Annotated in this window: 20 protein-coding genes; 8 read left to right on the top strand and 12 right to left on the bottom strand. The window is 60.7% G+C overall.

Annotated features, from left to right (window positions below; genetic code table 11):
- Window positions 1-29: 29 nt before the first annotated feature.
- Both gyrA and mtnA read right to left on the bottom strand, forming a co-directional pair.
- Window positions 30-2,684, bottom strand: a complete 2,655-nt coding sequence (gyrA, locus tag ASD95_RS25835) for a DNA gyrase subunit A (RefSeq protein ID WP_056727165.1) — start codon at window positions 2,682-2,684, stop codon at window positions 30-32.
- Window positions 2,685-3,108: 424 nt separating this feature from the next.
- Complete coding sequence (gene mtnA, locus ASD95_RS25830; protein ID WP_056727166.1) at window positions 3,109-4,185, bottom strand: S-methyl-5-thioribose-1-phosphate isomerase; 1,077 nt, start codon at window positions 4,183-4,185, stop codon at window positions 3,109-3,111.
- Between the two features lie 108 nt (window positions 4,186-4,293).
- On the opposite strand from mtnA, the gene ASD95_RS25825 reads away from it, so the two are divergent.
- From ASD95_RS25825 to ASD95_RS25805, 5 genes are all read left to right on the top strand, one after another.
- Entirely contained in the window at window positions 4,294-5,628 is a 1,335-nt protein-coding gene (locus ASD95_RS25825; RefSeq protein ID WP_056727167.1) for a TRZ/ATZ family hydrolase, read from the top strand.
- Window positions 5,629-5,685: 57 nt separating this feature from the next.
- Window positions 5,686-6,384, top strand: coding sequence for a bifunctional 2-polyprenyl-6-hydroxyphenol methylase/3-demethylubiquinol 3-O-methyltransferase UbiG (gene ubiG / locus ASD95_RS25820; protein ID WP_046042598.1), 699 nt, complete (start codon window positions 5,686-5,688; stop codon window positions 6,382-6,384).
- Between the two features lie 4 nt (window positions 6,385-6,388).
- Window positions 6,389-7,060, top strand: a complete 672-nt coding sequence (gene mupP / locus ASD95_RS25815) for an N-acetylmuramic acid 6-phosphate phosphatase MupP (protein ID WP_056727168.1) — start codon at window positions 6,389-6,391, stop codon at window positions 7,058-7,060.
- 112 nt (window positions 7,061-7,172) lie between these two features.
- Complete coding sequence (locus ASD95_RS25810; RefSeq protein ID WP_007999919.1) at window positions 7,173-7,913, top strand: YciK family oxidoreductase; 741 nt, start codon at window positions 7,173-7,175, stop codon at window positions 7,911-7,913.
- A 377-nt stretch (window positions 7,914-8,290) separates the two neighbouring features.
- Window positions 8,291-9,217, top strand: a complete 927-nt coding sequence (locus ASD95_RS25805; RefSeq protein WP_056727169.1) for a GGDEF domain-containing protein — start codon at window positions 8,291-8,293, stop codon at window positions 9,215-9,217.
- A gap of 79 nt (window positions 9,218-9,296) precedes the next feature.
- Here ASD95_RS25805 and ASD95_RS25800 read toward each other — a convergent pair whose 3' ends face one another.
- The 7 genes from ASD95_RS25800 to ASD95_RS25770 all read right to left on the bottom strand — a co-directional run bounded on the left by ASD95_RS25800 (window position 9,297) and on the right by ASD95_RS25770 (window position 17,180).
- Window positions 9,297-10,058, bottom strand: coding sequence for a TenA family transcriptional regulator (locus ASD95_RS25800; protein ID WP_263291613.1), 762 nt, complete (start codon window positions 10,056-10,058; stop codon window positions 9,297-9,299).
- A 76-nt stretch (window positions 10,059-10,134) separates the two neighbouring features.
- Complete coding sequence (locus tag ASD95_RS25795) at window positions 10,135-12,594, bottom strand: EAL domain-containing protein (protein ID WP_056727171.1); 2,460 nt, start codon at window positions 12,592-12,594, stop codon at window positions 10,135-10,137.
- A gap of 187 nt (window positions 12,595-12,781) precedes the next feature.
- Window positions 12,782-14,599, bottom strand: a complete 1,818-nt coding sequence (locus ASD95_RS25790) for an ABC transporter ATP-binding protein (protein ID WP_056727172.1) — start codon at window positions 14,597-14,599, stop codon at window positions 12,782-12,784.
- Window positions 14,592-15,227 (bottom strand): DsbA family protein, encoded by a 636-nt coding sequence (locus tag ASD95_RS25785; RefSeq protein WP_056727173.1) that lies wholly within the window; start codon window positions 15,225-15,227, stop codon window positions 14,592-14,594. The genes ASD95_RS25790 and ASD95_RS25785 overlap by 8 nt, the downstream gene beginning before the upstream one ends.
- Before the next feature lie 3 nt (window positions 15,228-15,230).
- Window positions 15,231-16,172, bottom strand: a complete 942-nt coding sequence (trhO, locus tag ASD95_RS25780; RefSeq protein ID WP_056727174.1) for an oxygen-dependent tRNA uridine(34) hydroxylase TrhO — start codon at window positions 16,170-16,172, stop codon at window positions 15,231-15,233.
- A gap of 171 nt (window positions 16,173-16,343) precedes the next feature.
- Window positions 16,344-16,643 carry a BolA family protein gene (locus ASD95_RS25775; RefSeq protein WP_056727175.1) on the bottom strand — a complete coding sequence of 100 codons (300 nt, stop codon included), beginning with the start codon at window positions 16,641-16,643 and terminating at the stop codon, window positions 16,344-16,346.
- 12 nt (window positions 16,644-16,655) lie between these two features.
- The gene (locus ASD95_RS25770; protein WP_046042584.1) at window positions 16,656-17,180 is read right to left on the bottom strand and encodes a DUF2059 domain-containing protein; all 525 of its coding nucleotides are present in this window, start codon (window positions 17,178-17,180) and stop codon (window positions 16,656-16,658) included.
- Between the two features lie 191 nt (window positions 17,181-17,371).
- On the opposite strand from ASD95_RS25770, the gene ASD95_RS25765 reads away from it, so the two are divergent.
- On the top strand, window positions 17,372-18,766 hold the full coding sequence (locus ASD95_RS25765) for a class II fumarate hydratase (protein ID WP_056727176.1): 1,395 nt from the start codon (window positions 17,372-17,374) through the stop codon (window positions 18,764-18,766).
- Between the two features lie 97 nt (window positions 18,767-18,863).
- On the opposite strand, the gene ASD95_RS25760 is transcribed toward ASD95_RS25765, so the two are convergent.
- From ASD95_RS25760 to pap, 3 genes are all read right to left on the bottom strand, one after another.
- A complete protein-coding gene (locus tag ASD95_RS25760; RefSeq protein WP_056727177.1) occupies window positions 18,864-19,817 on the bottom strand; it encodes a DMT family transporter in 954 nt (317 codons plus the stop codon).
- 279 nt (window positions 19,818-20,096) lie between these two features.
- Window positions 20,097-21,281 carry a thiolase family protein gene (locus tag ASD95_RS25755; RefSeq protein ID WP_056727178.1) on the bottom strand — a complete coding sequence of 395 codons (1,185 nt, stop codon included), beginning with the start codon at window positions 21,279-21,281 and terminating at the stop codon, window positions 20,097-20,099.
- A gap of 102 nt (window positions 21,282-21,383) precedes the next feature.
- The gene (gene pap / locus ASD95_RS25750; protein ID WP_056727179.1) at window positions 21,384-22,904 is read right to left on the bottom strand and encodes a polyphosphate:AMP phosphotransferase; all 1,521 of its coding nucleotides are present in this window, start codon (window positions 22,902-22,904) and stop codon (window positions 21,384-21,386) included.
- A gap of 153 nt (window positions 22,905-23,057) precedes the next feature.
- Between pap and mnmC the strand changes: the two genes are divergently transcribed.
- Window positions 23,058-25,037, top strand: coding sequence for a bifunctional tRNA (5-methylaminomethyl-2-thiouridine)(34)-methyltransferase MnmD/FAD-dependent 5-carboxymethylaminomethyl-2-thiouridine(34) oxidoreductase MnmC (gene mnmC / locus ASD95_RS25745; protein WP_056727180.1), 1,980 nt, complete (start codon window positions 23,058-23,060; stop codon window positions 25,035-25,037).
- 170 nt (window positions 25,038-25,207) lie between these two features.
- Complete coding sequence (locus ASD95_RS25740) at window positions 25,208-26,980, top strand: N-acetylglutaminylglutamine amidotransferase (protein WP_056727181.1); 1,773 nt, start codon at window positions 25,208-25,210, stop codon at window positions 26,978-26,980.
- The last annotated feature ends 1 nt before the right edge of the window (window position 26,981 follow it).

Below are 26,981 nucleotides of genomic sequence, written 5' to 3'. Positions count from 1 at the left end.
GAATTTTCATCCGCCCCCTGCTTACCCGCTTATTCCTGTGGCTCTTCGTCAGCGGCAGCGTCGAGTTGCTGGTCTTCGGCAACGTCGTCGATCACGACTTCACCGACAAACCCTTCACCCTCTTCGCCTTCGAGTTCTTCACCCTCGACTTCCGACGGCTCCTGAACCCGCTCCAGCCCGACCAGTGTTTCGTCGTTGGCCAGTTTGATCAGGGTCACGCCCTGGGTGTTACGACCCAGGCTGGACACTTCGTCGACACGGGTGCGCACCAGGGTGCCCTGGTCGGAAATCAGCATGATTTCCTCGCCGTCGAGCACCTGGACCGCACCGACCAGACGGCCGTTACGTTCGTTGCTGACCATGGCGATAACGCCCTGACCGCCACGCTTGTACTCAGGGAACTCGGTGATCGCCGTGCGCTTGCCATAGCCACGCGCCGAAGCGGTGAGGATCTGGCTGCCTTCTTCCGGGATCAGCATGGAAATCAGCTTCTGGCCTTCCGGCAGACGCATGCCGCGCACACCACGGGCGGTACGGCCCATGGCGCGAACGTCGGATTCCTTGAAGCGGGTGACCTTGCCGCCGTCGGAGAACAGCATCACTTCACGCTCGCCATCGGTGATGGCCGCGGAAATCAGCACGTCGCCTTCGTCCAGCTCCAGTGCGATCAGGCCGACACTGCGTTGACGACTGAAGGATTCCAGCGGGGTCTTCTTCACGGTGCCGTTGGCGGTAGCCATGAAGATGTAGTGACCTTCGGTGTATTCCTCGACCGGCAGCATGGTGGTGATGTACTCACCGTCATCCAGCGGCAACAGGTTGACCAGCGGACGACCACGGGCAGCGCGGGACGCTTCAGGGATTTCGTAGGTTTTCAGCCAGTACACCTTGCCCTTGCTGGAGAACAGCAGCAACGTGGTGTGGCTGTTGGCAACCAGCAGGTGAGCGATGTAGTCCTCATCCTTGACGCCGGTCGCCGACTTGCCTTTACCACCACGACGCTGGGCCTGGTACGCAGCCAGCGGCTGGGTCTTGGCGTAGCCACCGTGGGAAATGGTCACGACGCGCTCTTCTTCCGGGATCATGTCACCCAGGGTCAGGTCGAGACGGGCATCGAGGATTTCGGTACGACGCACGTCGCCGTATTCGGCGCGAATCACTTCCAGCTCTTCGCGGATCACTTCCATCAGGCGCGTGGCGCTGTTGAGGATGCGGATCAGCTCGCCGATCTGGTTGAGGATCTCTTGATACTCGGCCAGCAGTTTTTCGTGTTCCAGACCGGTCAGGCGGTGCAGACGCAGTTCCAGAATGGCTTGCGCCTGTTCTGGCGACAGGAAGTACTTGCCATCGCGCAGGCCGTATTGCGGATCGAGGTTTTCCGGACGGCACGAATCGGCGCCGGCACGCTCGACCATTGCCACCACGGCCGAGGATTCCCAAGGGGTGCTGATCAGCGCTTCCTTGGCTTCCGACGGGGTTGGCGAGGCCTTGATCAGGGCGATGACCGGGTCGATGTTCGACAGGGCAACCGCTTGACCTTCAAGGATGTGACCACGTTCGCGTGCTTTACGTAGTTCGAACACGGTACGACGGGTTACCACTTCGCGACGGTGACGGACGAAGGCTTCCAGCAGGTCCTTGAGGTTCAGGATCCGCGGACGGCCGTCGATCAGCGCAACGATGTTGATACCGAACACCGCTTGCAGCTGGGTCTGGGCGTAGAGGTTGTTGAGGATGACCTCAGGCACTTCGCCGCGACGCAACTCGATCACGACGCGCATACCGTCCTTGTCGGACTCGTCGCGCAGTTCGGTGATGCCCTCAAGCTTCTTCTCTTTTACCAGCTCGGCGATCTTCTCGATCAGACGCGCCTTGTTCAGCTGGTAAGGGAGTTCGGTGATGACGATTTGCTGGCGGCCACCGACCTTGTCAATATCTTCGATCATCGAGCGGGCGCGCATGTAAATGCGACCGCGACCGGTGCGATAGGCTTCAATGATGCCGGCGCGACCGTTGATGATCGCGGCGGTCGGGAAGTCCGGACCGGGGATATATTGCATCAGCTCGTCGACAGTCAGTTCCGGGTTGTCGATGAGCGCCAGGCAACCGTCGATGACTTCACCGAGGTTGTGCGGCGGAATGTTGGTCGCCATGCCCACGGCGATACCGCTGGAGCCGTTGACCAGCAGGTTGGGAATACGGGTCGGCATGACCGCCGGGATCATTTCGGTGCCGTCGTAGTTCGGCACCCAGTCCACGGTTTCTTTATGCAAGTCAGCCAGCAGCTCGTGCGCCAGCTTGGTCATGCGCACTTCGGTGTATCGCATGGCCGCGGCGTTGTCGCCGTCCACCGAACCGAAGTTGCCCTGGCCGTCTACCAGCAGGTAGCGCAGGGAGAATGGCTGCGCCATCCGAACGATGGTGTCGTACACCGCGGTATCACCGTGCGGGTGATACTTACCGATCACGTCACCGACAACACGGGCAGATTTCTTGTACGGCTTGTTGAAGTCGTTGCCCAGCTCGCTCATCGCGAACAGCACGCGCCGGTGCACGGGCTTCAAGCCATCGCGCGCATCCGGCAGTGCCCGCCCGACAATTACGCTCATCGCGTAGTCGAGGTAGGACTGCTTCAGCTCGTCTTCGATATTGACCGGGAGGATTTCTTTGGCCAGTTCGCCCATGAGAAGCCTGATTCCTTTTTCTGGTGAAACTTCGTCAGGACCAACGAAGCTCGCCGCTGCAGGCTCAGTGCCATGCATTGGCTTACAACAAATCAACGAGTTATGCCATGGATCTGCGCAGTACGGGTCGCCACTTCGGGCAACCCTGGAAACCGCCGGATGTTATCACAAGAGCCGCCACGCACCTATCCCCCAGACGCGCATGGAGAGTAGTTAGTTGACCGGTGACAGGCTTGAGGGGGACGAGAGAGGCTTAGAGCTGCGATCAACCGGCATTCAACCGTATTTTTCACTTGTAAACACCGACCTGTAGGAGCCGCCGAAGGCTGCGATCTTTTCAGGACCGCTACCGACTTATGCCGGGAAGATCAAAAGATCGCAACCTTCGGCAGCTCCTACAGGGATTTCGTGCAACCTTAATGATTTAATGCAGACGCTTACGGCACATCAATTGCGCCATTTTCGCCGTATCCGGGCGTTCGACGATGCCTTTTTCGGTGACGATCGCATCGATCAGGTCCGCCGGCGTCACGTCGAACACCGGGTTAAAGGCATGGACATCAGCGCCGACTCGCTTGCCACCGACCTCCAGCAACTCGCGACCATCACGCTCCTCAATCGGAATGTCATCGCCACTGGCCAGGTTCATGTCGATGGTCGAACTCGGCGCCACCACCATGAAGCGAACGCCGTGGTGCATGGCGTTGACCGCCAGCTGATAGGTGCCAATCTTGTTGGCGACGTCGCCATTGGCGGTGATCCGGTCAGCGCCGACAATGACCCAGGTAGGGCCTTTGGTCTTCATGATATGCGCCGCGGCGGAATCGACATTGAGGGTCACGGGAATGCCTTCATTGGCCAGCTCCCACGCGGTCAGCCGCGAGCCTTGCAGCCATGGGCGGGTTTCGTCGACATAGACCTGCTCGACCATGCCCTCGATGAAAGCGCCACGAATCACCCCCAGCGCCGTGCCAAAGCCACCCGTGGCCAGCGCGCCGGTGTTGCAATGGGTCAGGATCGCCTGGGCGTTGCCCTGATGCTTGCGGATCAGGTCGACACCCAGTTGCGCCATGGTCAGGTTGGCTTCGCGATCACTTTCATGAATGGCGATAGCCTCGGCCTCCAGTACCTCAAGCGGATCGGCATTGTCTTTCAGGCGATCAAGCCGGTCGTGCATGCGGCCCAGCGCCCAGAACAGGTTGACGGCTGTAGGACGGGAATCGGCCAACAGCATGAAATCCTCTTCCAGCGCCGCGTACCAGTCGCCACCTTCGGCAATCCGGGCCCGGGCCGCGAGCACGATGCCATAAGCGGCGCTAATGCCGATGGCCGGCGCGCCACGCACCACCATCGAGCGGATTGCCTCGGCCACACCCGCTGCACTGGTGTAGGCAATCCAGGTTTCCTCGAACGGCAAAATACGCTGATCCAGCAGATGAAGAGCGCCATCACGCCAATCGATGGCCTTTACCTTTTCCGCAGCCAACAGTCGATCGCGCATCCCTCACCCCGCACTCATGAACAAAAGCCGCCGATTATAGCGATCCCCCCGCGAAGACGCTCGGGTATACTTCGCCATCCTATACAAAAGCACTGGAACCGACCCTCGATGCCGAACACTGCCGCTGCGCTCGACCTGTTATTGCTGCCGACCTGGCTGGTACCCGTCGAACCCGCTGGTGTTGTCCTCAAGGAACATGGCGTGGGCATCCGTGATGGACGCATCGTGTTTATCGGCCCACGTTCCGCTGCGCTGAAGCTTAACGCAATCGAAACCCGCGAATTGCCCGACATGCTCCTCAGCCCCGGCCTGGTCAATGCTCACGGGCATGCGGCGATGACGCTGTTCCGTGGCCTGGCCGATGACTTGCCATTGATGACCTGGCTTGAAAACCACATCTGGCCCGCCGAAGCCAAGTGGGTCGACGAGGACTTCGTGCGCGACGGCACCGATCTGGCCATCGCCGAGCAAATCAAAGGTGGCATCACCTGTTTCTCTGACATGTACTTCTTCCCGAAGGTTGCCAGCGAGCGCGTGCACAACAGCGGCATTCGCGCGCAGATCGCGATTCCGATCCTCGACTTCCCCATTCCGGGCGCCGCTACGGCGGACGAAGCCATTCGTCAGGGCGTTGAACTGTTTGGCGACCTCAAGCACCACGAGCGCATCAAAGTCACCTTCGGCCCTCATGCACCCTACACCGTGGGCGACGAAAACCTGGAAAAAATCCGGGTGATCGCCGAAGAACTGGACGCCTCGATTCACATGCACGTACATGAAACAGCATTCGAAGTGCAGCAATCGGTCGAGCAGCGCGGTGAACGACCACTCGCCCGACTGGCGCGCCTGGGCTTGCTGGGGCCGCGCTTCCAGGCGGTTCACATGACCCAGATCAGCGAAGAAGACCTGGCGCTGCTGGTAGAAAGCAACAGCAATGTGATTCATTGCCCGGAATCGAACCTGAAGCTGGCCAGCGGGTTCTGCCCGGTCGAGCGTCTGTGGCAGGCCGGGGTCAATGTCGCGGTCGGCACCGATGGCGCGGCCAGCAACAACGACCTGGACCTGCTCGGCGAAACCCGCACCGCGGCCTTGCTGGCCAAGGCTGTCGCCGGCTCGGCCACCGCGCTCGATGCCCATCGTGCCTTGCGCATGGCCACCCTCAACGGTGCCCGGGCACTGGGTATCGAGGCCGAAACCGGCTCGCTGGAAATCGGCAAGGCGGCGGACATGGTGGCATTCGATCTCTCGGGCCTGGCCCAGCAGCCAGTCTACGACCCGGTTTCGCAACTTATATACGCCACCGGCCGGGACTGCGTGAAACACCTTTGGGTTGCCGGCAAACAGTTGCTCGACGACCGTCGCCTGACACGCCTGGATGAACAACAGCTAAGCACGATCGCGAAGGCCTGGGGCCAGCGCATCAGCGGCCGCACCGAATCGTAAGCACCCTGGAGCACAACCCGGGGCAACAGGATTTTTCAAGTTTTAGAGGACTAGACCATGAGCAACGTCGACTACGCCGAAATCGCCAAATTCGAAGCCCTGGCCCATCGCTGGTGGGACCGCGAAAGCGAATTCAAACCGCTGCACGACATCAACCCGCTGCGGGTCAACTGGATTGACGAGCGGGTCAACCTGGCCGGCAAGAAGGTCCTCGACGTCGGTTGCGGCGGCGGCATCCTCAGCGAAGCCATGGCTCAGCGCGGCGCGACCGTGATGGGCATCGACATGGGCGAAGCGCCGCTGGCGGTTGCCCAACTGCATCAGCTGGAGTCGGGCGTGAGCGTCGAATACCGGCAGATCACCGCCGAAGCCCTGGCCGAGGAAATGCCCGAGCAGTTCGACGTGGTCACCTGTCTGGAAATGCTTGAGCACGTACCAGACCCATCGTCGGTCATCCGTGCCTGCTTCCGCATGGTCAAGCCCGGCGGCCAGGTGTTCTTCTCGACCATCAACCGCAACCCGAAGGCGTACCTGTTCGCCATCGTCGGCGCCGAATACATCATGAAGCTGCTGCCGCGCGGCACCCACGACTTCAAGAAATTCATCCGTCCTTCCGAACTTGGCGCCTGGAGCCGCATGGCCGGCCTGACCGTCAAGGACATCATCGGCCTGACCTACAACCCGCTGACCAAGCACTACAAACTGGCGGCCGACGTGGACGTCAACTACATGATCCAGACCCTGCGCGAGGAATAAGCCGATGCCAATCAGAGCAGTTCTTTTCGACATGGACGGCACCCTGCTCGACACCGCGCCAGACTTCATTGCGATCTGCCAGGCGATGCGTGCCGACCGTGGCTTGCCACCGATGAACGACAAGCACATTCGCGACGAGATTTCCGGCGGAGCCAAGGCGATGGTCGCGGTGACCTTCGCCATGGACCCGGAATCGCCGGGGTTCGAGGAGCTGCGCCTGGAGTTCCTGGAGCGCTACCTCGTCGGTTGTGCCGTCCACAGCAAGCTGTTCGACGGCATGGGCGAGCTGCTGGCGGACATCGAGAAGGCCAACCTGATCTGGGGCGTGGTCACCAACAAGCCGCTGCGCTTCGCCGAGCCGATCATGCAACAGCTGGGGCTGGCTGAACGCTCGGCGCTGCTGATCTGCCCGGATCATGTGAAGAACAGCAAACCGGACCCGGAACCGCTGATCCTGGCCTGCAAGATGCTCGACCTGGACCCGGCCAGCGTGCTGTTCGTCGGCGATGACCTGCGCGACATCGAGTCGGGCCGTGATGCTGGCACCAAGACTGCGGCCGTGACCTTCGGCTATATCCACCCGGATGATAATCCGCGGCATTGGGGTGCTGACGTGGTGGTCGATCATCCACTGGAGTTGCGCAAGGTGCTTGATAGCGCGCTTTGCAGCTGCTGATTAAAGTCAAGAGATCGCAGCCTGCGGCAGCTCCTACAGGGGACCGCGATCGACGTAGGAGCTGCCGCAGGCTGCGATCTTTTCCAGCTTTGTAATGGATTGAGGTTTTTTTATGTTTGATTATTCCGCCCGCCCCGAACTGCTCAAGGATCGGGTCATCCTGGTCACCGGCGCAGGGCGCGGCATCGGCGCAGCAGCGGCAAAAACCTATGCGGCCCACGGCGCAACCGTGCTGCTGCTGGGCAAGACCGAAGCCAACCTGACCCAGGTCTACGACGAAATCGAAGCCGCCGGCCATCCACAACCGGCGGTGATCCCGTTCAACCTCGAAACCGCCCTGCCCCATCAATACGATGAGCTGGCAGCGATGATCGAAAGCGAATTCGGGCATCTCGACGGCCTGCTGCACAATGCTTCGATCATCGGCCCGCGCACGCCGATCGAGCAGCTTTCCGGCGAAAACTTCATGCGGGTCATGCAAGTCAACGTCAATGCCATGTTCATGCTCACCAGCACACTGCTGCCGCTGCTCAAGCTGTCGCAGGATGCCTCGGTGGTGTTCACCTCCAGCAGCGTCGGCCGCAAAGGACGTGCGTACTGGGGCGCTTACGGTGTCTCCAAGTTCGCCACTGAAGGCCTGATGCAAACACTGGCTGACGAAGTCGATACCGTGGCCCCTGTACGTTCCAACAGCATCAACCCGGGCGCCACCCGCACCAGCATGCGCGCCCAGGCCTACCCGGGTGAAAACCCACTGAACAACCCGACGCCGGAGGAGATCATGCCGGTCTACCTCTACCTGATGGGCCCGGACAGCACCGGCATCAATGGCCAGGCGTTCAACGCCCAGTAACGACCGTACGTCGCTTTCTGGTGCCGCGCCAGCTTCCTGTCGCGGCACTCGAAGGCTCTCGGATTAGAGCCAGGCATCTGTCAAACAAACGTCACACTCTGTGCCGTACAGGTAGAAAACGAACAACAACCGATTGATTCACAACAGATTTTATTCGGATGAACCGAATGGCACGACTTTCGCTCTAAGTTTGCTCAGACACGTAACGTGAAAGCAAACGGGGGTGAAGCTTGAGCGCAGAGATTACTCATCTTCTACAAAGCGGATTAAACTTGTACGAAATGTCCTACGGGACTGACGGACCAGTACGACGCGCAGCCCTAAGCCGCTCTCACCCTGCTTGTAAGACAGCCTTACTGCTTAGGGGCGCACGCCTTATGAAACCACCTTCCCAGACCAACGCAATTGACTTCGATAGCGCCAAATTGCAACGCCTGGGCTTTGGTCAGCAGCCGCCCCTTCTGGAAAGACCTGTCAGTCTTGCGCAATTGCGCCAGCAGTTGAGCCTGCAGTTGCAAACCAGTCTGGAGCCGCAACGCATTCTTGGGACTTTCTATCGCGAGATTCAGCGATTGGTACCGTTGGACGCCTTGTGCTACCTGCACAAGAGCAGTGACCTGCGCCTGGAGTTCGGCCAGCGCGGCCACCACTCCATCAGCTACAGCCTCAGCCACAAAGGCGAACACCTGGGTGAGCTGATCTTCCGTCGCAATCAGCGTTTCAGCGAACTGGAACAGGGCCATCTAGAATCACTGCTGGCCGCGCTGCTTTTCCCGATGCGCAACGCGCTGCTGTACCGCACCGCCACCCAAAGTGCACTGCGCGACCCACTGACGGGCGCCGGTAACCGCATCGCCATGGACCAGACGCTGCAAAGGGAAATCGAACTGTCCCGGCGCCATCTGCAACCGTTGTCGGTGCTGATGCTGGACATTGATCATTTCAAGCTGGTCAATGACACCCACGGCCACAGCACTGGCGATGACGTGCTCAAGGCGGTCGCTGCCTCGATCAAAAAACAGCTGCGCAACGTGGACATGGTGTTCCGCTATGGCGGCGAGGAATTCCTGATCCTGCTGTCGAATACCTGTCGCGAGGCCGCGGCCATGGTCGGTGAGCGGCTGCGGTTTGCAGTGCAGTCTGAAGAGTACCTGGCCAATGGTCACAGGATCCTGCTGACGGTCAGCCTCGGCTGTTCGACCCTGTTGCCCGGCGAGTCTGCCGAAAGCCTGTTGCGACGGGCAGACAGCGCGTTGTATGTGGCCAAGCGCGAAGGTCGTAACCGGCTGGAAATGGCGGGCTGATTGTTCAGCCACGACACAAACCAATGTGGGAGCGGCGGTCGCACCGCCGCTCCCACAGTTTTATTGCGTAATAGCTGGATCAGCTTTCGGCCAGCGCCATCCGCTCACGCACGACCGGTGCCCGCTCTGCGTGTTCGATTTGCATGCAACGTTCGAGGAACAGGTACATATAGTCGTAGCTCTTGCAAACAGCCTGGCGTAACTCCACCTGCAGGGATTTGCTCGGGTTGCTGCCCGCCAATGTGCAGATGATCTCCAGGGCTTCCCATGGATGGGCATCGTCGTACTGGGCATGCATCTTCAGCCACTTCATCGCCCGCTTGCGATCTTCCTCGGGGAACGAGGCGGCGTAGATACCGTTGGAACACACGACCGCCGACCATTCCCCGGTCGCCCCTTCGATGGCGTAGTTGGTGGCGGCAATCGCGACGATCAGCGAGTCGGCGGAACTGGTGTGCCAGCACCAATGGCTAAGGGCGTGAAGCTCGGGGGGAACCTGCTGAGCCTGCAGCTCTTCCAGGCTGACACCGTGCGCGCGACTCCAGTGCACCCAGTAATCGGCGTGGTTCAGTTCGACGCGGATGTTGCGCATCAGCCAGCGACGGGCCATGTCTTCGCCGGGATGACGGGCAAAGCGGGTCTTGGTCAGGTTTTGTGCCATATACAACGCGAACTGTTCGACCACCGGCCAGCCTCCGATCAGGTACTGGCGCATGGTCTTCGCACTGAGTTTGTTGTCTCGCATGCGTTGGTACAGTTCGTGTTCGACAACCCGGCGCTTGCTCTCGCTGCAATCCTGGATCAGGCGCTGGGCCCAGGCAGGGTAACTTGCAGCTTCCATGAGCGGTCCGGTTCGGTTGAATGTATCGATCACTGTCGAGCTCCTTTTGATTGTGATTGTAAGACCGGCAGGAGTTTCAACGGAACGTGCCTGGCGCCTTGAACAGCAGCGGCTGAGGCCTGGCGGGGCGACTCAACAAGCTGTCGCAGGTAAACAACTGCGGGCGTTCAATCACATACCCTTGAGCGTAATCTACCCCGATCTCCAGCAATGCCTGCTCGATCTGGGGCGTTTCGACAAACTCGGCAATCGTACGCTTACCCATCACATGGCCAATGTGATTGATCACTTCGACCATGGCGCGGTTAATCGGGTCGTCCAGCATATCCTTTACGAAACTCCCGTCGATCTTCAGGAAGTCTACAGGCAAATGTTTCAGGTACGCGAACGAGGACATTCCGGCACAAAAATCGTCCAGGGAAAAATGGCAGCCTAAGCCTTTGAGTTCATTAATGAATCGAATGGCGCTGCCAAGATTTGAAATAGCACTGGTTTCAGTAATTTCAAAACAAATCATTTCAGGCGGAATCGAATACGTCACAAACTGTTCGCGCAAGAAGTCCAGGAAGGCCTCATCCCCGATCGTCGTGCCTGACAGATTTATCGCACACATGGCCAGCGGCCCGGGGCCTTGCTCGGCCCGGCATTGGGCAATGATCTTGAACACGTTCTGCACCACCCAACGATCCAGCGAGCTCATCAGGCCATAACGCTCGGCAGCCGGAATGAAGCTGTCAGGCAAGATCATCCGTCCGGCTTCATCATGCAATCGCAGTAGAATTTCAATGTGCCCGCTACCCTGTTCGACATGGCCCAAGGGGGTAATTTCCTGGGCGTACAGACAGAAGCGGTCTTCCTCCAGCGCCATGTGCAAACGCTGCACCCAGGCCATTTCACCGAAGCGCAGGGACAACTCCGAGTCATCCGGATGATAGACCTGGACCCGGTTGCGCCCCTTTTCCTTGGCCATGTAGCACGCCATATCGGCAGCACGCAGCGAGGCTTCGAGCGTCGTCGGATTCTGCGCGACATGGACCAGCCCGATACTGACCGTGGTCACGAAAGGCCGGCCCTTCCAGACAAAATGCAGGTTCTGCACAGTCTGGCGCAGGCTTTCGGCAATTTTCTCCGCCGCTTCCGGTGCGCAGTTTTCCAGCAGGATGCCAAACTCGTCGCCGCCAAGGCGCGCCAGGGTATCGCCTTCGCGCAGCCCGGATTGCAACAGCGCGCAGATGTGCCGCAACAGTTCGTCGCCCGCCGCGTGGCCGCAGGTATCGTTGACCAGCTTGAACTGGTCCAGATCGAGGAACATCAGGGCATGGCGACCCGCGTAGCGGGTCAGGTTGTGCAGCGCCTGCTCCAGGCGATATTCGAACTCCCGACGGTTGGCAAGACCGGTCAAGGCGTCATGGGTCGCCTGCCACGACAGATTGGCGATGTATTGCCGCTCCTGGGTCATATCATGCAGCACCAGCACCGTCCCGCTGACTTTGCCGGCATTGCGGATCGGCGCGCCCACCAGCGTGACGGACACCGTGCTGCCGTCCAGGCGTTGAATCAGCTTGGAGTGTTCACTGCCACCACTGAGTTGGCCGCTCAGAATATGCTCGATCAGGGTAAAGCCATCGGTCTGGGCATTTTCGTCCAACAGGTTGAACAGCGCCGCCAGGGGCAACCCCGTCGCCTGCTCGGCCTTCCAGTGGGTCAACGCCTCGGCCGCCGGGTTCATGTAGGCGATCGCACCGGAAACATCCGTGGTGATCACTCCGTCGCCAATCGATTGCAAGGTGATCTGCGCCCGTTCTTTCTCCACCTGCAGCGCATCGGCAAAGGCATGGCGCTGCTTGAGCAGCTTATGGGTGCGCATCAAGGCCAATACGATCAAGCCCAGGGCTGTGGCGAGGTTGGTCACCAGCAACAGTCGCAGGATCATCCGCGAGCCTTCGCCCAAGGCATCGCTGAAGGCCTTCGCCGCCGGTGTCACACTTTCATTGATGACGAATATCTGATCCTTCCAGCGCTTGATATCGGCATCGGTGGCCTGCCTGGTGGTGATGCGCTGATGCATCTCCTGCGCAATGGCATCGAGCTGCACCAGATACCCGTCGCCCACCCTCCAAAGGTCGATGGCTTTCTCGTGGTAACTGAAGTGCCGGAAATTCAGGTACAGCCAGATCACACTGGAGATGTCATCCGGATGGTTGCCGCCCTTGAGGATCGCCACACGTGCCGCCTCGATGTTCGGCGGCCGATGATCGAGCGCCACGCGTAATTCATGCCCGCCCTGAGGCACGGAAATGGCGTCCTGGTATTTATGAAAAATCGCTTCGTCGCCGCTGTCGGCATAGAGGTTGAGATAATAAATGGCGTCTTTCTGGCCTTTGGACCAGAGGCTTTCGCCGGCAACATAGCCGCGGACCGCCGACAGCACATAAAGGCTAACGCCGCCCAGCAAGGCTTGAAACACCACAACGGCGATAAATGGCCAGACGATGCCCAACAACCGTGGCGTTCCGAGAGTCCGCGTTTGATTCATGAGGTCCCTTGCATTAGCACTGCTTGTTCGTCTTCCGGACGAAATCGCCTTAGCTAGACTAGGTTGCGATTCCGATCCCGGCAAGCGACAAGCTTTGCCCGGAGGGCGTATCGCGGCCACTGAATCCGCTCGCGATGATGTTTTTTTATAGTATTGAATTAGCGCCCTGCAACTTTGATGTCATCTCCTACAACCGCTGCAAATGCCCATACAGCTTGGCGTACAGCCCACCCTCGGCGATCAGTTGCTGGTGGTCGCCGTCTTCGGCAACTTGCCCGCCGTCGAACACCAGCACACGGTCAGCCTGTTTTACCGCCGAAAGACGATGGGCGATGATCAACGTGGTGCGGTTGCTCAGGAAACGCGCCAGTGCCTGGTGCAGATTGTATTCGGTGGCGGCGTCCAGCGCGGAGGTGGCTTCGTCGAGGATCACCACCTTGGGTTCGGCCAGTACCATCCGGGCGATGGCCAGGCGTTGACGTTGCCCGCCGGACAACCGCACCCCGGAACGCCCGACGATACTGTCCAGGCCATTGGGCAAGTCCCGGACGGTGCCGTGCAACTGGGCGATTTCCAGTGCCTGCCAGCAGGCCTCGTCACTGCGTTCGCGACCCATGGTCAGGTTGGCCCGGATGGTGTCGTTGAACAGCGCTGGATGTTGCAGGACCACGGCAACATTTTCCCGCACCGTTTCCAGGCCGATCTCCTGCTGGGTCGAACCGCCGAAGCGAATGGTTCCGGCCAACGGCGTGTACAAGCCCAGCAGCAGTTGCACCAGCGTGCTCTTGCCACCGCCACTGGCGCCGACGATCGCGACCTTTTCGCCGGGGGCAATAGACAGGTTCATCTGGTTCAGGACCAGTTCATCACCGTAACCGAAGCTCAACCCTTGTACTTCAAGCCCGACCGTCTCGCGACCGGCGAAAGGGTCGACGCCGCCCGGGTATTCGGGCTCATCGGCCCGGGACAGCAGTTCGTTGATCCGCGACAGCGCACCGCCGGCAGCGTAGTAGGCATATTGCAGGTTCAGCAGTTGCTCAACCGGACCGATCATGAACCACAGGTAGCTGAACACCGCGAGCATCTGGCCGATTGAAAGGTCGGAAAACAGCACGGTGAGCATCGCCGCAGCCCGGAAAATATCGATGCCGAACTGGAACAGCAAACCGCTGGCACGGTTCGACGCATCGGTTTTCCATTGCGAATTCACCGCATAGTCACGCACGTCCCGGGCGCGTTGCCCCAGGCGACCGAGGAAAAACCCCTGGCGGTTGCCGGCGCGAACTTCCTGGATGGCATCCAGCGTTTCGGTCAGTGCCTGGGTAAAGCGCGAAGTGCTGTCGTTCTCGAGTTTCTTCAGGTGCTTGACCCGCTTGCCCAACTGCACCGTGGCGTAGATCACCAGCGGGTTGAACAGCAGAATCAGCAATGCCAGTTTCCAGTGCATCCACATCAGAATGCCCGCCGTGCCGACCAGGGTCAGCATGGCCACGAGGAAACGGCTGAGGGTTTCGCCGACGAATTTGTCCAGCGTATCCAGGTCGGTGACCAGATGCGTGGTCACCGTGCCGCTGCCCAGGCTTTCGTACTCGCCCAGGGAGATACGCTTGAGACGCTCGATCAGGCGTATGCGAATGCGATAGACGATGTCCTTGGCCAGCCCGGCGAATAATTTCGCCTGCACCACGTTGAACAGCAACGCCGAGCAACGCAGGGTCAAGGTCACCACCAGCATCAGCCCGATGTAACCCGCGGCCTTCTGCCAGCCTTCGGGCAGCACATGGTTCATGATCTTCAGCGCGGCATCACCATGCCCCAGCAACACCTCGTCCACCAGCAACGGCAGGAGCAAGGGGATCGGCACGCTGCACAAGGTCGCCAGCACGGCCACGCCGTTGGCGATCCACAGGGATTTCTTGTGATGCAGGGCCAGGCGGCGGATTTCCGCCCAGCTCAGACGGTCGACACGTTTAGCGGGTGCGACATCATCAGGCAAGTCATGCACAGGCAGCACGCTCCAGCCAGCGGCCGAGCAGCGCGGACAACTCGCTCAACGGCTGATAGCCATTGGTCAATAACGCCAGTTGGCCGTTACGCTCGGCCAACAGAGTGGGGAAACCGGCAATGCCCAGGTCCTGGACCCAGGTGAAATCGGCTTCAGTCGCCGTGTGCATGTCGGCACGGTCGAAAGCGGCGGCGAACTCGATACGCGGCACGCCGGCCTGCTCGGCCAGTTCCACCAGCACGCTGGCGCGGGTGACGTCCCGGCCTTCGACATAAAACGCATGCTGGATCAGCCCGAGCAACTTCCAGGCGCAATCCGGCGCCAGTGCGCGCGCCGTCACCAGTGCCCGGCAGGCAGGCTCGGTGTCGTAGACAAAGCCATCGGGTAACGCGCCCTCGAACTTGAAGGGCTGGCCGGTGGCCTCGGTGACCGCCTGCCAGTGTTCCAGGATGTAGCGGCGGGTGGTCGGCTCCAGCGCCGCACCGCTACCGGTGCGCAAACCACCCACGATCAGATGCACATCCACACCCGCGGCTTGCGCCTGCTCGACCAGTGCGTTGGCCACCGGGGCAAACCCCCAGCACCAGGAACACATCGGGTCCATCACATAGAGCAGGCGCGCAGACATGGTTCAGGCCTCGGAGGATGCTTGCTTGTAGTTGAAGCCGATCGGGTGAGGCTGGTTACGAGCCTTGGCCAGTTCGATCTGCTTCTGCCGGTCGATCGCGCTGCGACGGGTCTTCTCACTCAGCTTATCCCAGCAATGCGGGCAACTGATGCCGGCCACGTAATGCTCGGACGCGCGGTCTTCCACGCTCACCGGCGTGCGGCAGGCATGACATTGATCGTAGTCGCCTTCGCTCAGGTCGTGACGAACGGTCACGCGGTTGTCGAACACGAAGCAGTCGCCCTGCCACTTGGTTTCTTCCTGCGGCACCTCTTCGAGGTACTTCAGGATGCCGCCCTTTAGGTGAAAAACCTCACCGTAGCCCTCGCTGAGCATGTAGCTCGACGCCTTCTCGCAGCGGATGCCTCCGGTACAGAACATTGCGACCTTCTTGTGCACGGCCGGGTCGAAGTTAGCTTTGATGTAGTCGGGAAATTCGCGAAAACTGGTGGTTTTCGGGTCAATGGCGCCTTCGAAGGTACCGATCGAGACTTCGTAATCGTTTCGGGTGTCGATCAACAACACTTCCGGGTCGCTGATCAGGGCGTTCCAGTCCCGCGGATCGACGTAGGTGCCGACCTTTTTGTTCGGGTCCACGCCTTCCACGCCGAGGGTGACGATTTCTTTCTTGAGTTTGACTTTGGTGCGGTAGAACGGCTGCTCATCGCAGTACGACTCTTTATGGTCGATGTCATCCATGCGCGGGTCGTTCTTGAGCCAGGCCATCAGCCCGTCAATGCCTTCGCGGCTGCCGGACACGGTGCCGTTGATGCCTTCTTCGGCAATCAGCAGGGTGCCTTTGATGCCATTGTCGACCATCGCTTGCAACAGAGGCTCGCGCAGGGCGACGTAATCTTCCAGGGTGACGAACTTATACAGTGCCGCCACGACAATCTGTGGTGTCATGGGTAAATCTCCAGGTGGCTACCCTCGTAAGGGGTGAACCGGATGCGAAAAAAAACGCGCCGGGTTAGCGGCGCGTTGGGCATTCTAACAAAAAAGATCGCAGCCAGCGGCAGCTCCTACATGGGAATGCGTATTCCTGTAGGAGCTGCCGCAGGCTGCGATCTTTTGAGCTTAATGCTTGCTGCCACCGGCACAGGTCGGCGAGGCCGGAGCCGCGTCGATCCGGGCCCATTCCTCTGGCGTGTAGGTATGCAGCGCCAACGCATGGAACTCTCCCATCAGCTCGCCGAGCGTGCCGTAGACCTTCTGGTGACGCTTGACCCGGTTCAGGCCTTCGAACTGCGTACTGACCACCACGGCCTTGAAATGGGTTTGCAGCCCACGGCTGTGCATGTGGCTTTCATCCAGCACTTGCAGATGCTCGGGCTGAAGCAGGCCCAGCGTCGATTCGATGCGTTGTTGCATGGTCATACCGGACTCCGCTTAAGGCTTTTTCTTGGCTGGCGCGGCCGCATCTTTCGGCGTCAGCTCGGCGGTCATGTCAGCCAGCAGCTTGTTGACCACCGGCACCGCGCTTTCCAGCTTGGCCTGGGTCATCTGGGCCGATTGCTGGGTCAGCTGAGGCATTTTTTCCAGGACTTTCTTGCCCAGTGGCGACTGGTAGAACGCAACCAGGTCCTTGAGCTCGGATTCGGTGAAGTTGGTGGTGTAGAGCTTGACCATGTCCGGCTTCAGCTTGTTCCAGCCAATGGCCTGGTCCAGAGCGGCGTTGGCCTTGGCCTGGTAGGTTTCCAGCACGGCCTTTTTCGACTCAGGGGCTTTGGTCTGTTCGAAACGCTGGGCAAACATCTGCTGTACTTGCATGTACACCGGGGTGCCCAGTTTGTCAGCGTGCGCCATGGTCAGGAAAGCCTCGGCACTGGCGTTATGGCTGGCGGTGTCGGCAAAAACCTGGCCGCTGGCGCAGACCAAAGCAACGGCGGTACAGATGGCACGAAGACGAGTCATCGAGTTTCCTTTTCTAGCTGGCGAGGTAAGACCCCAAGGGCGTCCATTCTGCGCCTAAAAAAGTGTGTCGCTCAACCCCAAGCCTTGTCGCACCTGATTTAGAGGGGTTCAATGGTCAAATTCAGACTGATGGAACCACGGCCGTCGATCACGGCCTAAACTGCGCAATCGGACCTACAGGAGTGAGCAAGATGAGCCGTATCGAAACCGACAGCCTCGGCCAGGTTGAAGTCCCGGATGAAGCCTATTGGGGCGCTCAGACTCAACGCTCGCTGATCAACTTCGCCATCGGCAACGAACGCATGCCGCTGGCCGTGTTGCATGCCTTGGCGCTGATCAAGAAAGCCGCGGCACGGGTCAATGATCGCAACGGCGACGTGCCCGCCGATATTGCCCGCCTGATCGAGCAGGCGGCCGACGAAGTGCTCGCCGGCGAACACGACGACCAGTTTCCGCTGGTGGTCTGGCAAACAGGCAGCGGTACCCAGAGCAACATGAACGTCAACGAAGTGATCGCCGGTCGCGCCAACGAGCTGGCCGGCAACCCCCGTGGCGGCAAGTCCCCGGTGCACCCCAACGATCACGTCAATCGTTCCCAGAGCTCCAACGACAGCTTCCCCACCGCCATGCACATCGCCGCCGTCCAGGCGGTGCAACAGCACTTGCTGCCGGCGATCAGCGAACTGTCCGGCGGGCTGGCCGAGCTGGCCGCCCGCCACATGAAACTGGTCAAGACCGGCCGTACGCACATGATGGATGCGACACCGATCAGCTTCGGACAGGAAATATCGGCCTTCATTGCCCAACTCCATTACGCCGAGCGGGCGATCCGCAGCGCACTGCCCGCGGTCTGCGAGCTGGCCCAGGGCGGAACGGCCGTCGGCACCGGGCTCAATTCACCCCACGGCTTCGGTGAGGCCATCGCCGCGGAATTGGCCGCCCTCTCCGGATTGCCGTTCATCACGGCACCGAACAAGTTTGCCGCGCTGGCCGGCCATGAGCCGCTGACCACGCTGTCCGGCGCGCTGAAAACCCTCGCCGTGACGCTGATGAAAATCGCCAACGATTTGCGCCTTCTGGGTTCCGGCCCGCGCGCCGGCTTCGCCGAAGTCAGGCTACCGGCCAATGAACCGGGTAGTTCGATCATGCCGGGCAAGGTCAACCCGACCCAGTGTGAAGCGCTGTCGATGTTGGCCTGCCAGGTGTTGGGCAACGACGTCGCCATCGGCTTTGCCGCCAGTCAGGGCCACTTGCAGCTCAACGTGTTCAAACCGGTGATCATCCATAACCTGCTGCAATCGATCCGTTTGCTGGCTGATGGCTGCAGCAACTTCCAGCAGCACTGCGTGGCCGGTCTGGAACCGGATGCGGAAAAAATGGCTGAACACCTGGAGCGTGGCCTGATGCTGGTGACGGCGCTCAACCCGCACATTGGCTATGACAAATCAGCGGAGATCGCCAAGAAGGCCTACAGCGAAGGCCTGACCTTGCGCGAGGCGGCGCTGCAGCTAGGGTATCTGACTGACGAAGAGTTCGATGCGTGGGTGAGGCCGGAGAACATGCTGGAGGCTGGGGCCAAGGGCTGAGATTTGCAGTGAAGCGAAAAGATCGCAGCCTGCGGCAGCTCCTACAGGGATAGGCATTTACATGTAGGAGCTGCCGCAGGCTGCGATCTTTTGATCTTCAGGCCATCCGCACCTTCCGCGCCTTCAGCCCGGCAATCAACGAAGGCCCCAACGCCACCAGCGCCGACCCCAGCACCACCAGCACCGCACCGCCATATCCCAGGCCATTGATGGTCTCGGCATGCACATAGTCGGGCCAAAGCCACGCCGCCATGGCAACCGCGGCAAAGGTCACCAACGGCGTTATGGCCAACGTCGCGCTGACCCGAGAGGCTTCCCAATGGGCCAGGGCCTCGGCAAACGCGCCATAGGCAATCAGGGTATTGAGACAGCAGGCCAGCAGCAACCAACCCTGCAAGGGGTTCAATTGCAACGCTTCGAGCGGATGCACCCACGGCGTCAACAGCGCCGCGCAGAACAGGTAGATCACCATCATCACCTGCAGCGAATTCCACACCGTCAGCAATTGCTTCTGCCCCAGGGCATAGAAGGTCCAGACCGTGGACGCCAGCAGCACCAGCAGCACGCCGGCGGTGTAGTCGGTCAGCGATGTGAGCAACTCACTCAAGCGCTGGTTGAAAAACAGCGCAAAGCCGATCAGCAGCACCAGCAGGCCAATCCCTTGCCCCAGGCTGAAACGCTCCTTGAACACAAACAGACTGGCGATCAGCAGCATGATCGGGCCCATCTGCACCACCAGTTGCGCCGTGCCGGGGCTGAGCAGGTTCAGGCCCATCAGATACAACACATAGTTACCGACCAGGCCGAGCACCGCCATCAGCACCAGCCAGCCACCACGAGGACCGAGCACTTTGCGAGTGGGAAGGCGCCTGGTGGCCGCCAGGTAAATGAACAGGCAGCCGCCGGACACCAGCAGGCGAAACCAGGTCACCGTCACCGGGTCCATCACCAGCAACACTTGCTTGAGCTTGATCGGCAGGATTCCCCACAACAACGCGGTCAACAAGGCCAGGAACAGACCGTAACCCCAGCGACCCGATGAAATGTGCATGTGAACCCCAACGCCAACTGACAAGAGTCGTCATTCTAGGCTCGCAGCGGTGGCGTACACAGGGACAGTTTCAGTCTGGCCGCGAATGAAACTGTGCGGGTCGTAATCTTTGAGGGGGCTATGGATGAGCCGGTAAACCGCGTCGTCTGCATTCGCGAGCAAGCCCGCTCCCACATTTGACCGAGTACTCAAGGTATATACGGTTGAATGTGGGAGCGGGCTTGCTCCGGGCGGCGTTCCGACGAATGCGATCTAACAAGTCACACAAAACAATGAAAATTAACGCACTGCTTCAAACAGCCCGGTCGCCCCCATCCCGCCACCCACGCACATGGTGACGATGCCATACCGCAAATTGCGTCGCTGCAATTCACGAACCAGATGCCCGACCTGACGCGAACCGGTCATGCCGAACGGGTGACCGATGGAAATCGAGCCGCCGTTGACGTTGTACCGGGCGTTGTCGATTTCCAGGCGGTTGCGGCTGTACAGGCACTGCGAGGCGAACGCTTCGTTGAGTTCCCACAGGTCGATGTCGTCAATCCGCAAGCCTTTGGCCTTGAGCAGTTTCGGTACCGAGAACACCGGGCCGATGCCCATTTCGTCCGGCGCGCAACCGGCGACGGTAAAACCACGGAAGAACGCTTTCGGCTTGAGCCCCAGTTCCAGCGCTTTCTCCAGGCTCATCACCAGGGTCATGGACGCGCCGTCAGACAACTGCGAAGAGTTGCCCGCCGTGACCGAGCCATCTTCGGCGAACACCGGTTTCAATCCGGCCAGGCTTTCCAGGGTGGTGTCCGGGCGGTTGCAGTCATCGCGGTCGACGATGCCGTCGAGGATCTGTGCCTGACCTGTGGCCTTGTCTTCGACGCGATACTTCACCGCCATCGGCACGATTTCATCAGTGAACAGCCCGGCGGCCTGAGCCTCTGCGGTGCGCTGCTGGCTTTGCAGCGCGTATAGGTCCTGCTCCTGACGGCTGACGTTGTACCGACGCGCGACGATTTCAGCAGTCTGGCCCATCGGGAAGTAGATGCCCGGCACCTGTTCCTTGAGCAGCGGGTTGATCAGGTTGTCGGTGTTGACGCTTTTCATGGTCAGGCTGATGGACTCGACGCCACCGGCGACGATGATGTCGCTGCACCCCGAAGCGATCTGGTTGGCGGCAATGGCGATCGCCTGCAAGCCCGAGGAACAGAACCGGTTGAGGGTCATGCCGGCCGTGCCGATGCCCAGGCGCGAGAGCACCGCGACGTTGCGACCGATATTGAAACCCTGGGCGCCTTCGTTGGAGCCGGCGCCGACGATGCAGTCCTCGACGCTCGCCGGATCGATTCCGGTGCGCGCCAACAGCGCATCGACACAGTGTGCCGCCATGTCGTCCGGGCGGGTCATGTTGAATTTACCGCGAAAGGATTTGGCCAGGCCGGTCCGCACGCTGTCGACGATCACCACTTCACGCATGGCATACCTCATTGTTGTTATCGGTTGAGAGTGGATCGAGCATAAGTCCAGCCCTTCACCGACCGCGACGATCATTCACCTCGCGTATGCGTAACCATGGCCTCAATCCTTGTCCTTGCGCTTGCGTTCATGCCGGTCGGTTTTTTCGAAAGCCTGCTCCAGCGCCCGGTTGATGGTGCGCAGCACCTTGACCCGTGCCCAGCGCTTGTCGTTGGCTTCCACCAGGGTCCATGGCGCAATCTCGGTGCTGGTACGGTCGACCATATCGCCGACCGCCCCGCGATAATCGTCCCACTTTTCACGGTTGCGCCAGTCGTCTTCAGTGATCTTGAAGCGCTTGAAGGGAATCTTTTCGCGCGCCTCGAAGCGCTCCAGTTGCGTCAGTTTGTCGATGGACAGCCAGAACTTGACCACGATCACACCGGCGTCGGTGAGCTGCTCTTCGAAATCGTTGATTTCACCGTAGGCACGCAGCCAGTCCGCCGGGCTGCAAAAACCTTCGATGCGCTCCACCAACACCCGGCCATACCATGAGCGGTCGAACACGGTGAACTTGCCCCGGGCCGGCAGGTGCCGCCAGAAACGCCACAGATACGGTTGCGCCCGTTCTTCCTCGGTGGGCGCGGCAATCGGCACGATGCTGTACTGGCGCGGATCAAGCGCTGCCGCTACCCGGCGGATCGCCCCGCCCTTGCCGGCCGCGTCATTGCCCTCGAACACTGCCACCAACGCGTGGCGACGCATGCGTTTGTCACGCATCAACCCGGAAAACCGCGCCTGCTCGGTGATCAGCTGTTCTTCGTAATCTTCTTTGTCCAACTGCAGGGTCAGGTCCAGGCTGTCGATCAGGTTCACTTGATCGACACTGGGGAACACTGGCGCGGCGCTGACCTTTTCCGGATGGATCTTCGGTCGCTTCAATGCGCCTTGCAGGCCCGCCAGCAGAATCCGTCCCACGGCCAGGCTGCGATAGTGGGCATCCGCTCCGGCGATCACATGCCAGGGTGCATAGTCACGGCTGGTGCGGCGCAGCGCCCGTTCACCATACTTCACGAACCTGTCGTACGTTTGCGACTGCTGCCAGTCCAGCGGGCTGATGCGCCAGCTGTGCAGCGGATCGTCGGCCAGCGCCTTGAGGCGTGCCTTCATTTGCTTCTTGGAGAGGTGAAACCAGAACTTGAAGATCAGCGCACCTTCGTCGCAAAGCATCTTTTCCAGGCGCTCGGCGCCGTTGATCGCCTGGTCCAGGCGCGGATCCTTGAACTCGCCATGGACCCGCCCCTGCAGCATCTGGCTGTACCAGTTGCCGAAGAAAATCCCCATGCGCCCCTTGGCCGGGAGCATCCGCCAGTACCGCCAGGCCGGTGGCCGCGCCAGTTCTTCGTCGGTTTGCTGATCGAAGGTGCGGACCTCGATCAGGCGCGGGTCCATCCACTCGTTGAGCACCTTGATCGTCTCACCCTTGCCGGCACCTTCGATGCCATTGATCAAAATGATCACCGGAAAGCGGCGTTGCTGCTGCAATTCGAATTGTGCTTCGAGCAACGCTTCGCGCAGGGCCGGGATTTCGGCGTCGTAGGTTTCTTTGTCGATGGCGTGATCGATTTCGGCGGATTCAAACATGAGCGGCTCCCTTCCAGATGTGAGCAAGACTAGCGGATTGAACTGAAGGCCAGCAGGGATTTTCCCGTCCTCGGCCAATGCATGTCTTGCCACGGATCAAGCACCACGCCTGCGATCGGCTAGAATGGCGGCCTTGCCGTTGCCGAGCCTGCCATGAAACCTGTATTGCCCCACGCCCAACTCGACTGGGACGACCAAGGTCGCCCGTATTCGCGAGTGTTCGACGATGTGTATTTCTCCGACCAGTCGGGGCTGGACGAAACCCGCTACGTCTTTATCGAACAGAACCGTTTGGCGGAGCGCTTTGCGGCCTTGCCCGAAGGCGGGCGGCTGGTCATCGGGGAAACGGGGTTCGGCACCGGGCTGAATTTCCTGTGCGCCTGGCAGGTGTTCGAGCAACACGCCGCGGCCGGTGCGCGGTTGCATTTTGTCAGCGTCGAGAAGTACCCGCTGAGCCCGGCCGACTTGCAGCGGGCCCTGGCGCTATGGCCGGAACTCAAGGTGTTTGCCGATCAACTGCTGGAGCAATACGTGGCCATCCATCAGGGCTTTCAGCGCCTGACGCTGGACCACGGCCGCGTGACCCTGACGCTGCTGATCGGCGATGCACTGGAGCAACTGCCGCAACTCGATGCCCGAATCGACGCCTGGTTCCTCGACGGTTTCGCCCCGGCGAAAAACCCCGACATGTGGACCGCCGAACTGTTTGCCGAACTGGCTCGCCTGGCCGCTCCCGGTGCATCCATCAGCACTTTCACCAGCACCGGCTGGGTGCGGCGCCTGCTCAACGCCGCCGGCTTCAAGATGAAACGCACCCCCGGCATCGGCCACAAATGGGAGATCCTGCGCGGCGAGTTCCTCGGCTGGCCCCAGGAAACGCCGGCTCCGGCCCTGGATAAACCCTGGTTCGCCCGCCCAACTCCGCTGACCGGCGAGCGCCAGGCACTGGTGATCGGTGCCGGCCTGGCCGGTTGTGCCAGCGCCGCCAGCCTCGCCGCGCGGGGCTGGCAAGTGACAGTGCTGGAGCGCCACGACGACATCGCCCGGGAAGCCTCGGGTAACCCGCAGGGCGTGCTCTACCTGAAGTTATCCGCCCACGGCACGGCGCTGTCGCAAATGATCGTCAGCGGATTCAGCTACACCCGACGCCTGCTCGAACACTTGCAACGGGGCCGCGACTGGGACGATTGCGGCGTGTTGCAACTGGCCTTCAATGCCAAGGAGGCCGAGCGTCAGGCGCAGTTGGCCGCGGCGTTTGCGGCGGACTTGTTGCACCTGCTGGATCAAACCGAGGCACAGGCCGTGGCCGGTATCGGGCTGGCACAGGGAGGCCTGTTCTATCCCGAAGGCGGCTGGGTCCACCCACCGGCGCTGTGCCAGTGGCAGGCTGCGCATCCACAGATTCAACTGCTCACCCATCACGATGCGCTGGAACTGCGCAAGGTTGAAGGCCGTTGGCAAGCCTGGGACGGCGAGCGATTGCTTGCCGACGCCCCCGTGGTGGTACTCGCCGGCGCGGCTGAAATCCAGCGTTTCCCCGAAAGCGCCGAGTTGCCGCTCAAACGCATTCGCGGGCAAATCACCCGCCTGGCGCAAACCCCGCAAAGCCAGGCACTGAGCACCGTGGTATGTGCCGAAGGCTATGTCGCCCCTGCCCGCTTGGGCGAACATACCCTGGGAGCCAGTTTCGATTTCAAGAGCGATGACCTGACGCCGACCACGGCAGAACACCTGGGCAACCTGGCCATGCTCGAAGAGATTTCCCACGACCTGGTCGAGCGTCTACAGGCCGATAAACTTGCACCTGAAAGTCTCCAGGGTCGCGCTGCCTTTCGTTGCACCAGCCCCGACTACTTGCCAATCGTCGGCCCGCTGGCCGATACCCAGGTGTTCACTCAGGTGTATGCAGCACTAAGCAAGGACGCCCGGCAGGTACCGGACGTCGAATGCCCATGGCTTGACGGTTTGTACATCAACAGCGGTCACGGCTCGCGCGGCCTGATCACCGCGCCGCTGTCCGCAGAACTGCTGGCAGCCTGGCTGGACAATGAACCCCTGCCGTTGCCCAGAAGTGTGGCTGAAGCCTGTCACCCCAACCGGTTTGCCCTGCGGCGCCTGATCCGGGGCAAGTAGTCGATACAGCAGCCGAAGTCGCCCTCACCGGGCGATTCGGCCGTGGCCAGTCGCGCATATAACTCATCGATCTAAAACTCCCCTTACCGATGAGGGTCACTTTCTGAGCACCCGCTGTTTCGGTGCGGTATCGATCGACCCTCCCCAACGGAAAAACCGGTAAGGAATTTATGTGCGGATTAGCTGGCGAGTTACGTTTTGATCACCAACCTGCAGACCTTGCAGCCATTGAACGAATCACCCACCACCTGGCCCCTCGCGGCCCCGACGCCTGGGGATTTCATAGCCAGGGACCGGTTGCCCTGGGCCATCGGCGCCTGAAAATCATGGACCTGTCGGACGGCTCGGCGCAGCCGATGATCGACCCGCAACTGGGCTTGTCCCTGGCCTTCAACGGGGCGATCTACAACTTTCCGGAACTGCGCGCGGAACTGGAAAACCTGGGTTACGCCTTCTATTCCGGTGGCGACACCGAAGTCTTGCTCAAGGGCTATCACGCCTGGGGCGAAGCCTTGCTGCCAAAACTCAACGGCATGTTTGCCTTTGCCGTTTGGGAGCGCGATGCCCAACGCCTGTTCATCGCCCGCGACCGTCTCGGCGTGAAACCGCTGTACCTGTCACGCACCGGCCAGCGCCTGCGCTTCGCCTCGGCGCTGCCGGCATTGCTCAAGGGCGGCGACATCAGCCCGATCCTCGATCCCGTGGCGCTCAATCACTATCTGAATTTCCACGCCGTGGTCCCGGCACCGCGCACCTTGCTGGCGGGCATCGAAAAACTGCCGCCGGCCACCTGGATGCGCATCGAAGCCGATGGCCGCACCGAGCAGAAAACCTGGTGGACCCTGCCCTATGGCCCTCACGCCGATGAGATGGATCTGACCCTCGAAGACTGGCGCGACCGTGTGCTCGACAGCACCCGCGAAGCGGTCGCCATCCGCCAACGCGCGGCAGTGGATGTCGGCGTGCTGTTGTCCGGCGGCGTCGACTCAAGTCTGCTGGTGGGCCTGTTGCGGGAAGTCGGCGTGGACAATCTGTCGACCTTCTCCATCGGTTTCCAGGATGCCGGTGGCGAGCGCGGGGACGAGTTCCAGTATTCGGACCTGATCGCCCGACACTACGGCACGCAACATCACCAACTGCGCATCGACGAAAAGGAAATCATCGAACAACTGCCCGCCGCGTTCCGCGCCATGAGCGAACCGATGGTCAGCCACGACTGCATCGCCTTCTACCTGTTGTCCCGGGAAGTGGCCAAACATTGCAAGGTGGTCCAGAGCGGCCAGGGCGCCGATGAACTGTTCGCCGGTTACCACTGGTATCCGCAAGTGGACGGCGCGAGCGATCCATATGCCGCGTACCGCGAAGCATTTTTCGACCGCAGTTACGACGACTACGCCGCCACCGTGCAACCGAAATGGCTGACCGCGAATGACGCCGCCGGTGACTTCGTCAAAGCCCATTTCGCCCAGCCCGGTGCCGATGCGGCGGTGGACAAGGCCTTGCGTCTGGACAGTACGGTGATGCTGGTGGACGACCCGGTCAAACGGGTCGACAACATGACCATGGCCTGGGGCCTGGAAGCGCGCACGCCGTTTCTCGACTACCGCCTGGTGGAGCTCTCGGCACGGATTCCGGGGCGTTTCAAACTGCCGGACGGCGGCAAGCAAGTCTTGAAAGAAGCCGCGCGACAAGTGATTCCCAGTGAAGTGATCGACCGCAAGAAAGGTTACTTCCCGGTGCCGGGCCTCAAGCATTTGCAGGGCGATACGCTGGAATGGGTGCGCGAACTGCTGCTTGATCCCAGCCAGGATCGCGGCCTGTTCAACCCCGCGATGCTCGACCGTCTACTGACTGATCCACAGGGGCAATTGACACCGTTACGCGGCTCGAAGCTGTGGCAACTGGCGGCCCTCAACCTGTGGCTCAGCGAACAAGGAATCTGAC

Source organism: Pseudomonas sp. Root71 (assembly GCF_001429045.1).
Classification (GTDB): domain Bacteria; phylum Pseudomonadota; class Gammaproteobacteria; order Pseudomonadales; family Pseudomonadaceae; genus Aquipseudomonas; species Aquipseudomonas monachiensis.
This window is presented reverse-complemented; position numbering and strand designations above follow the sequence as displayed.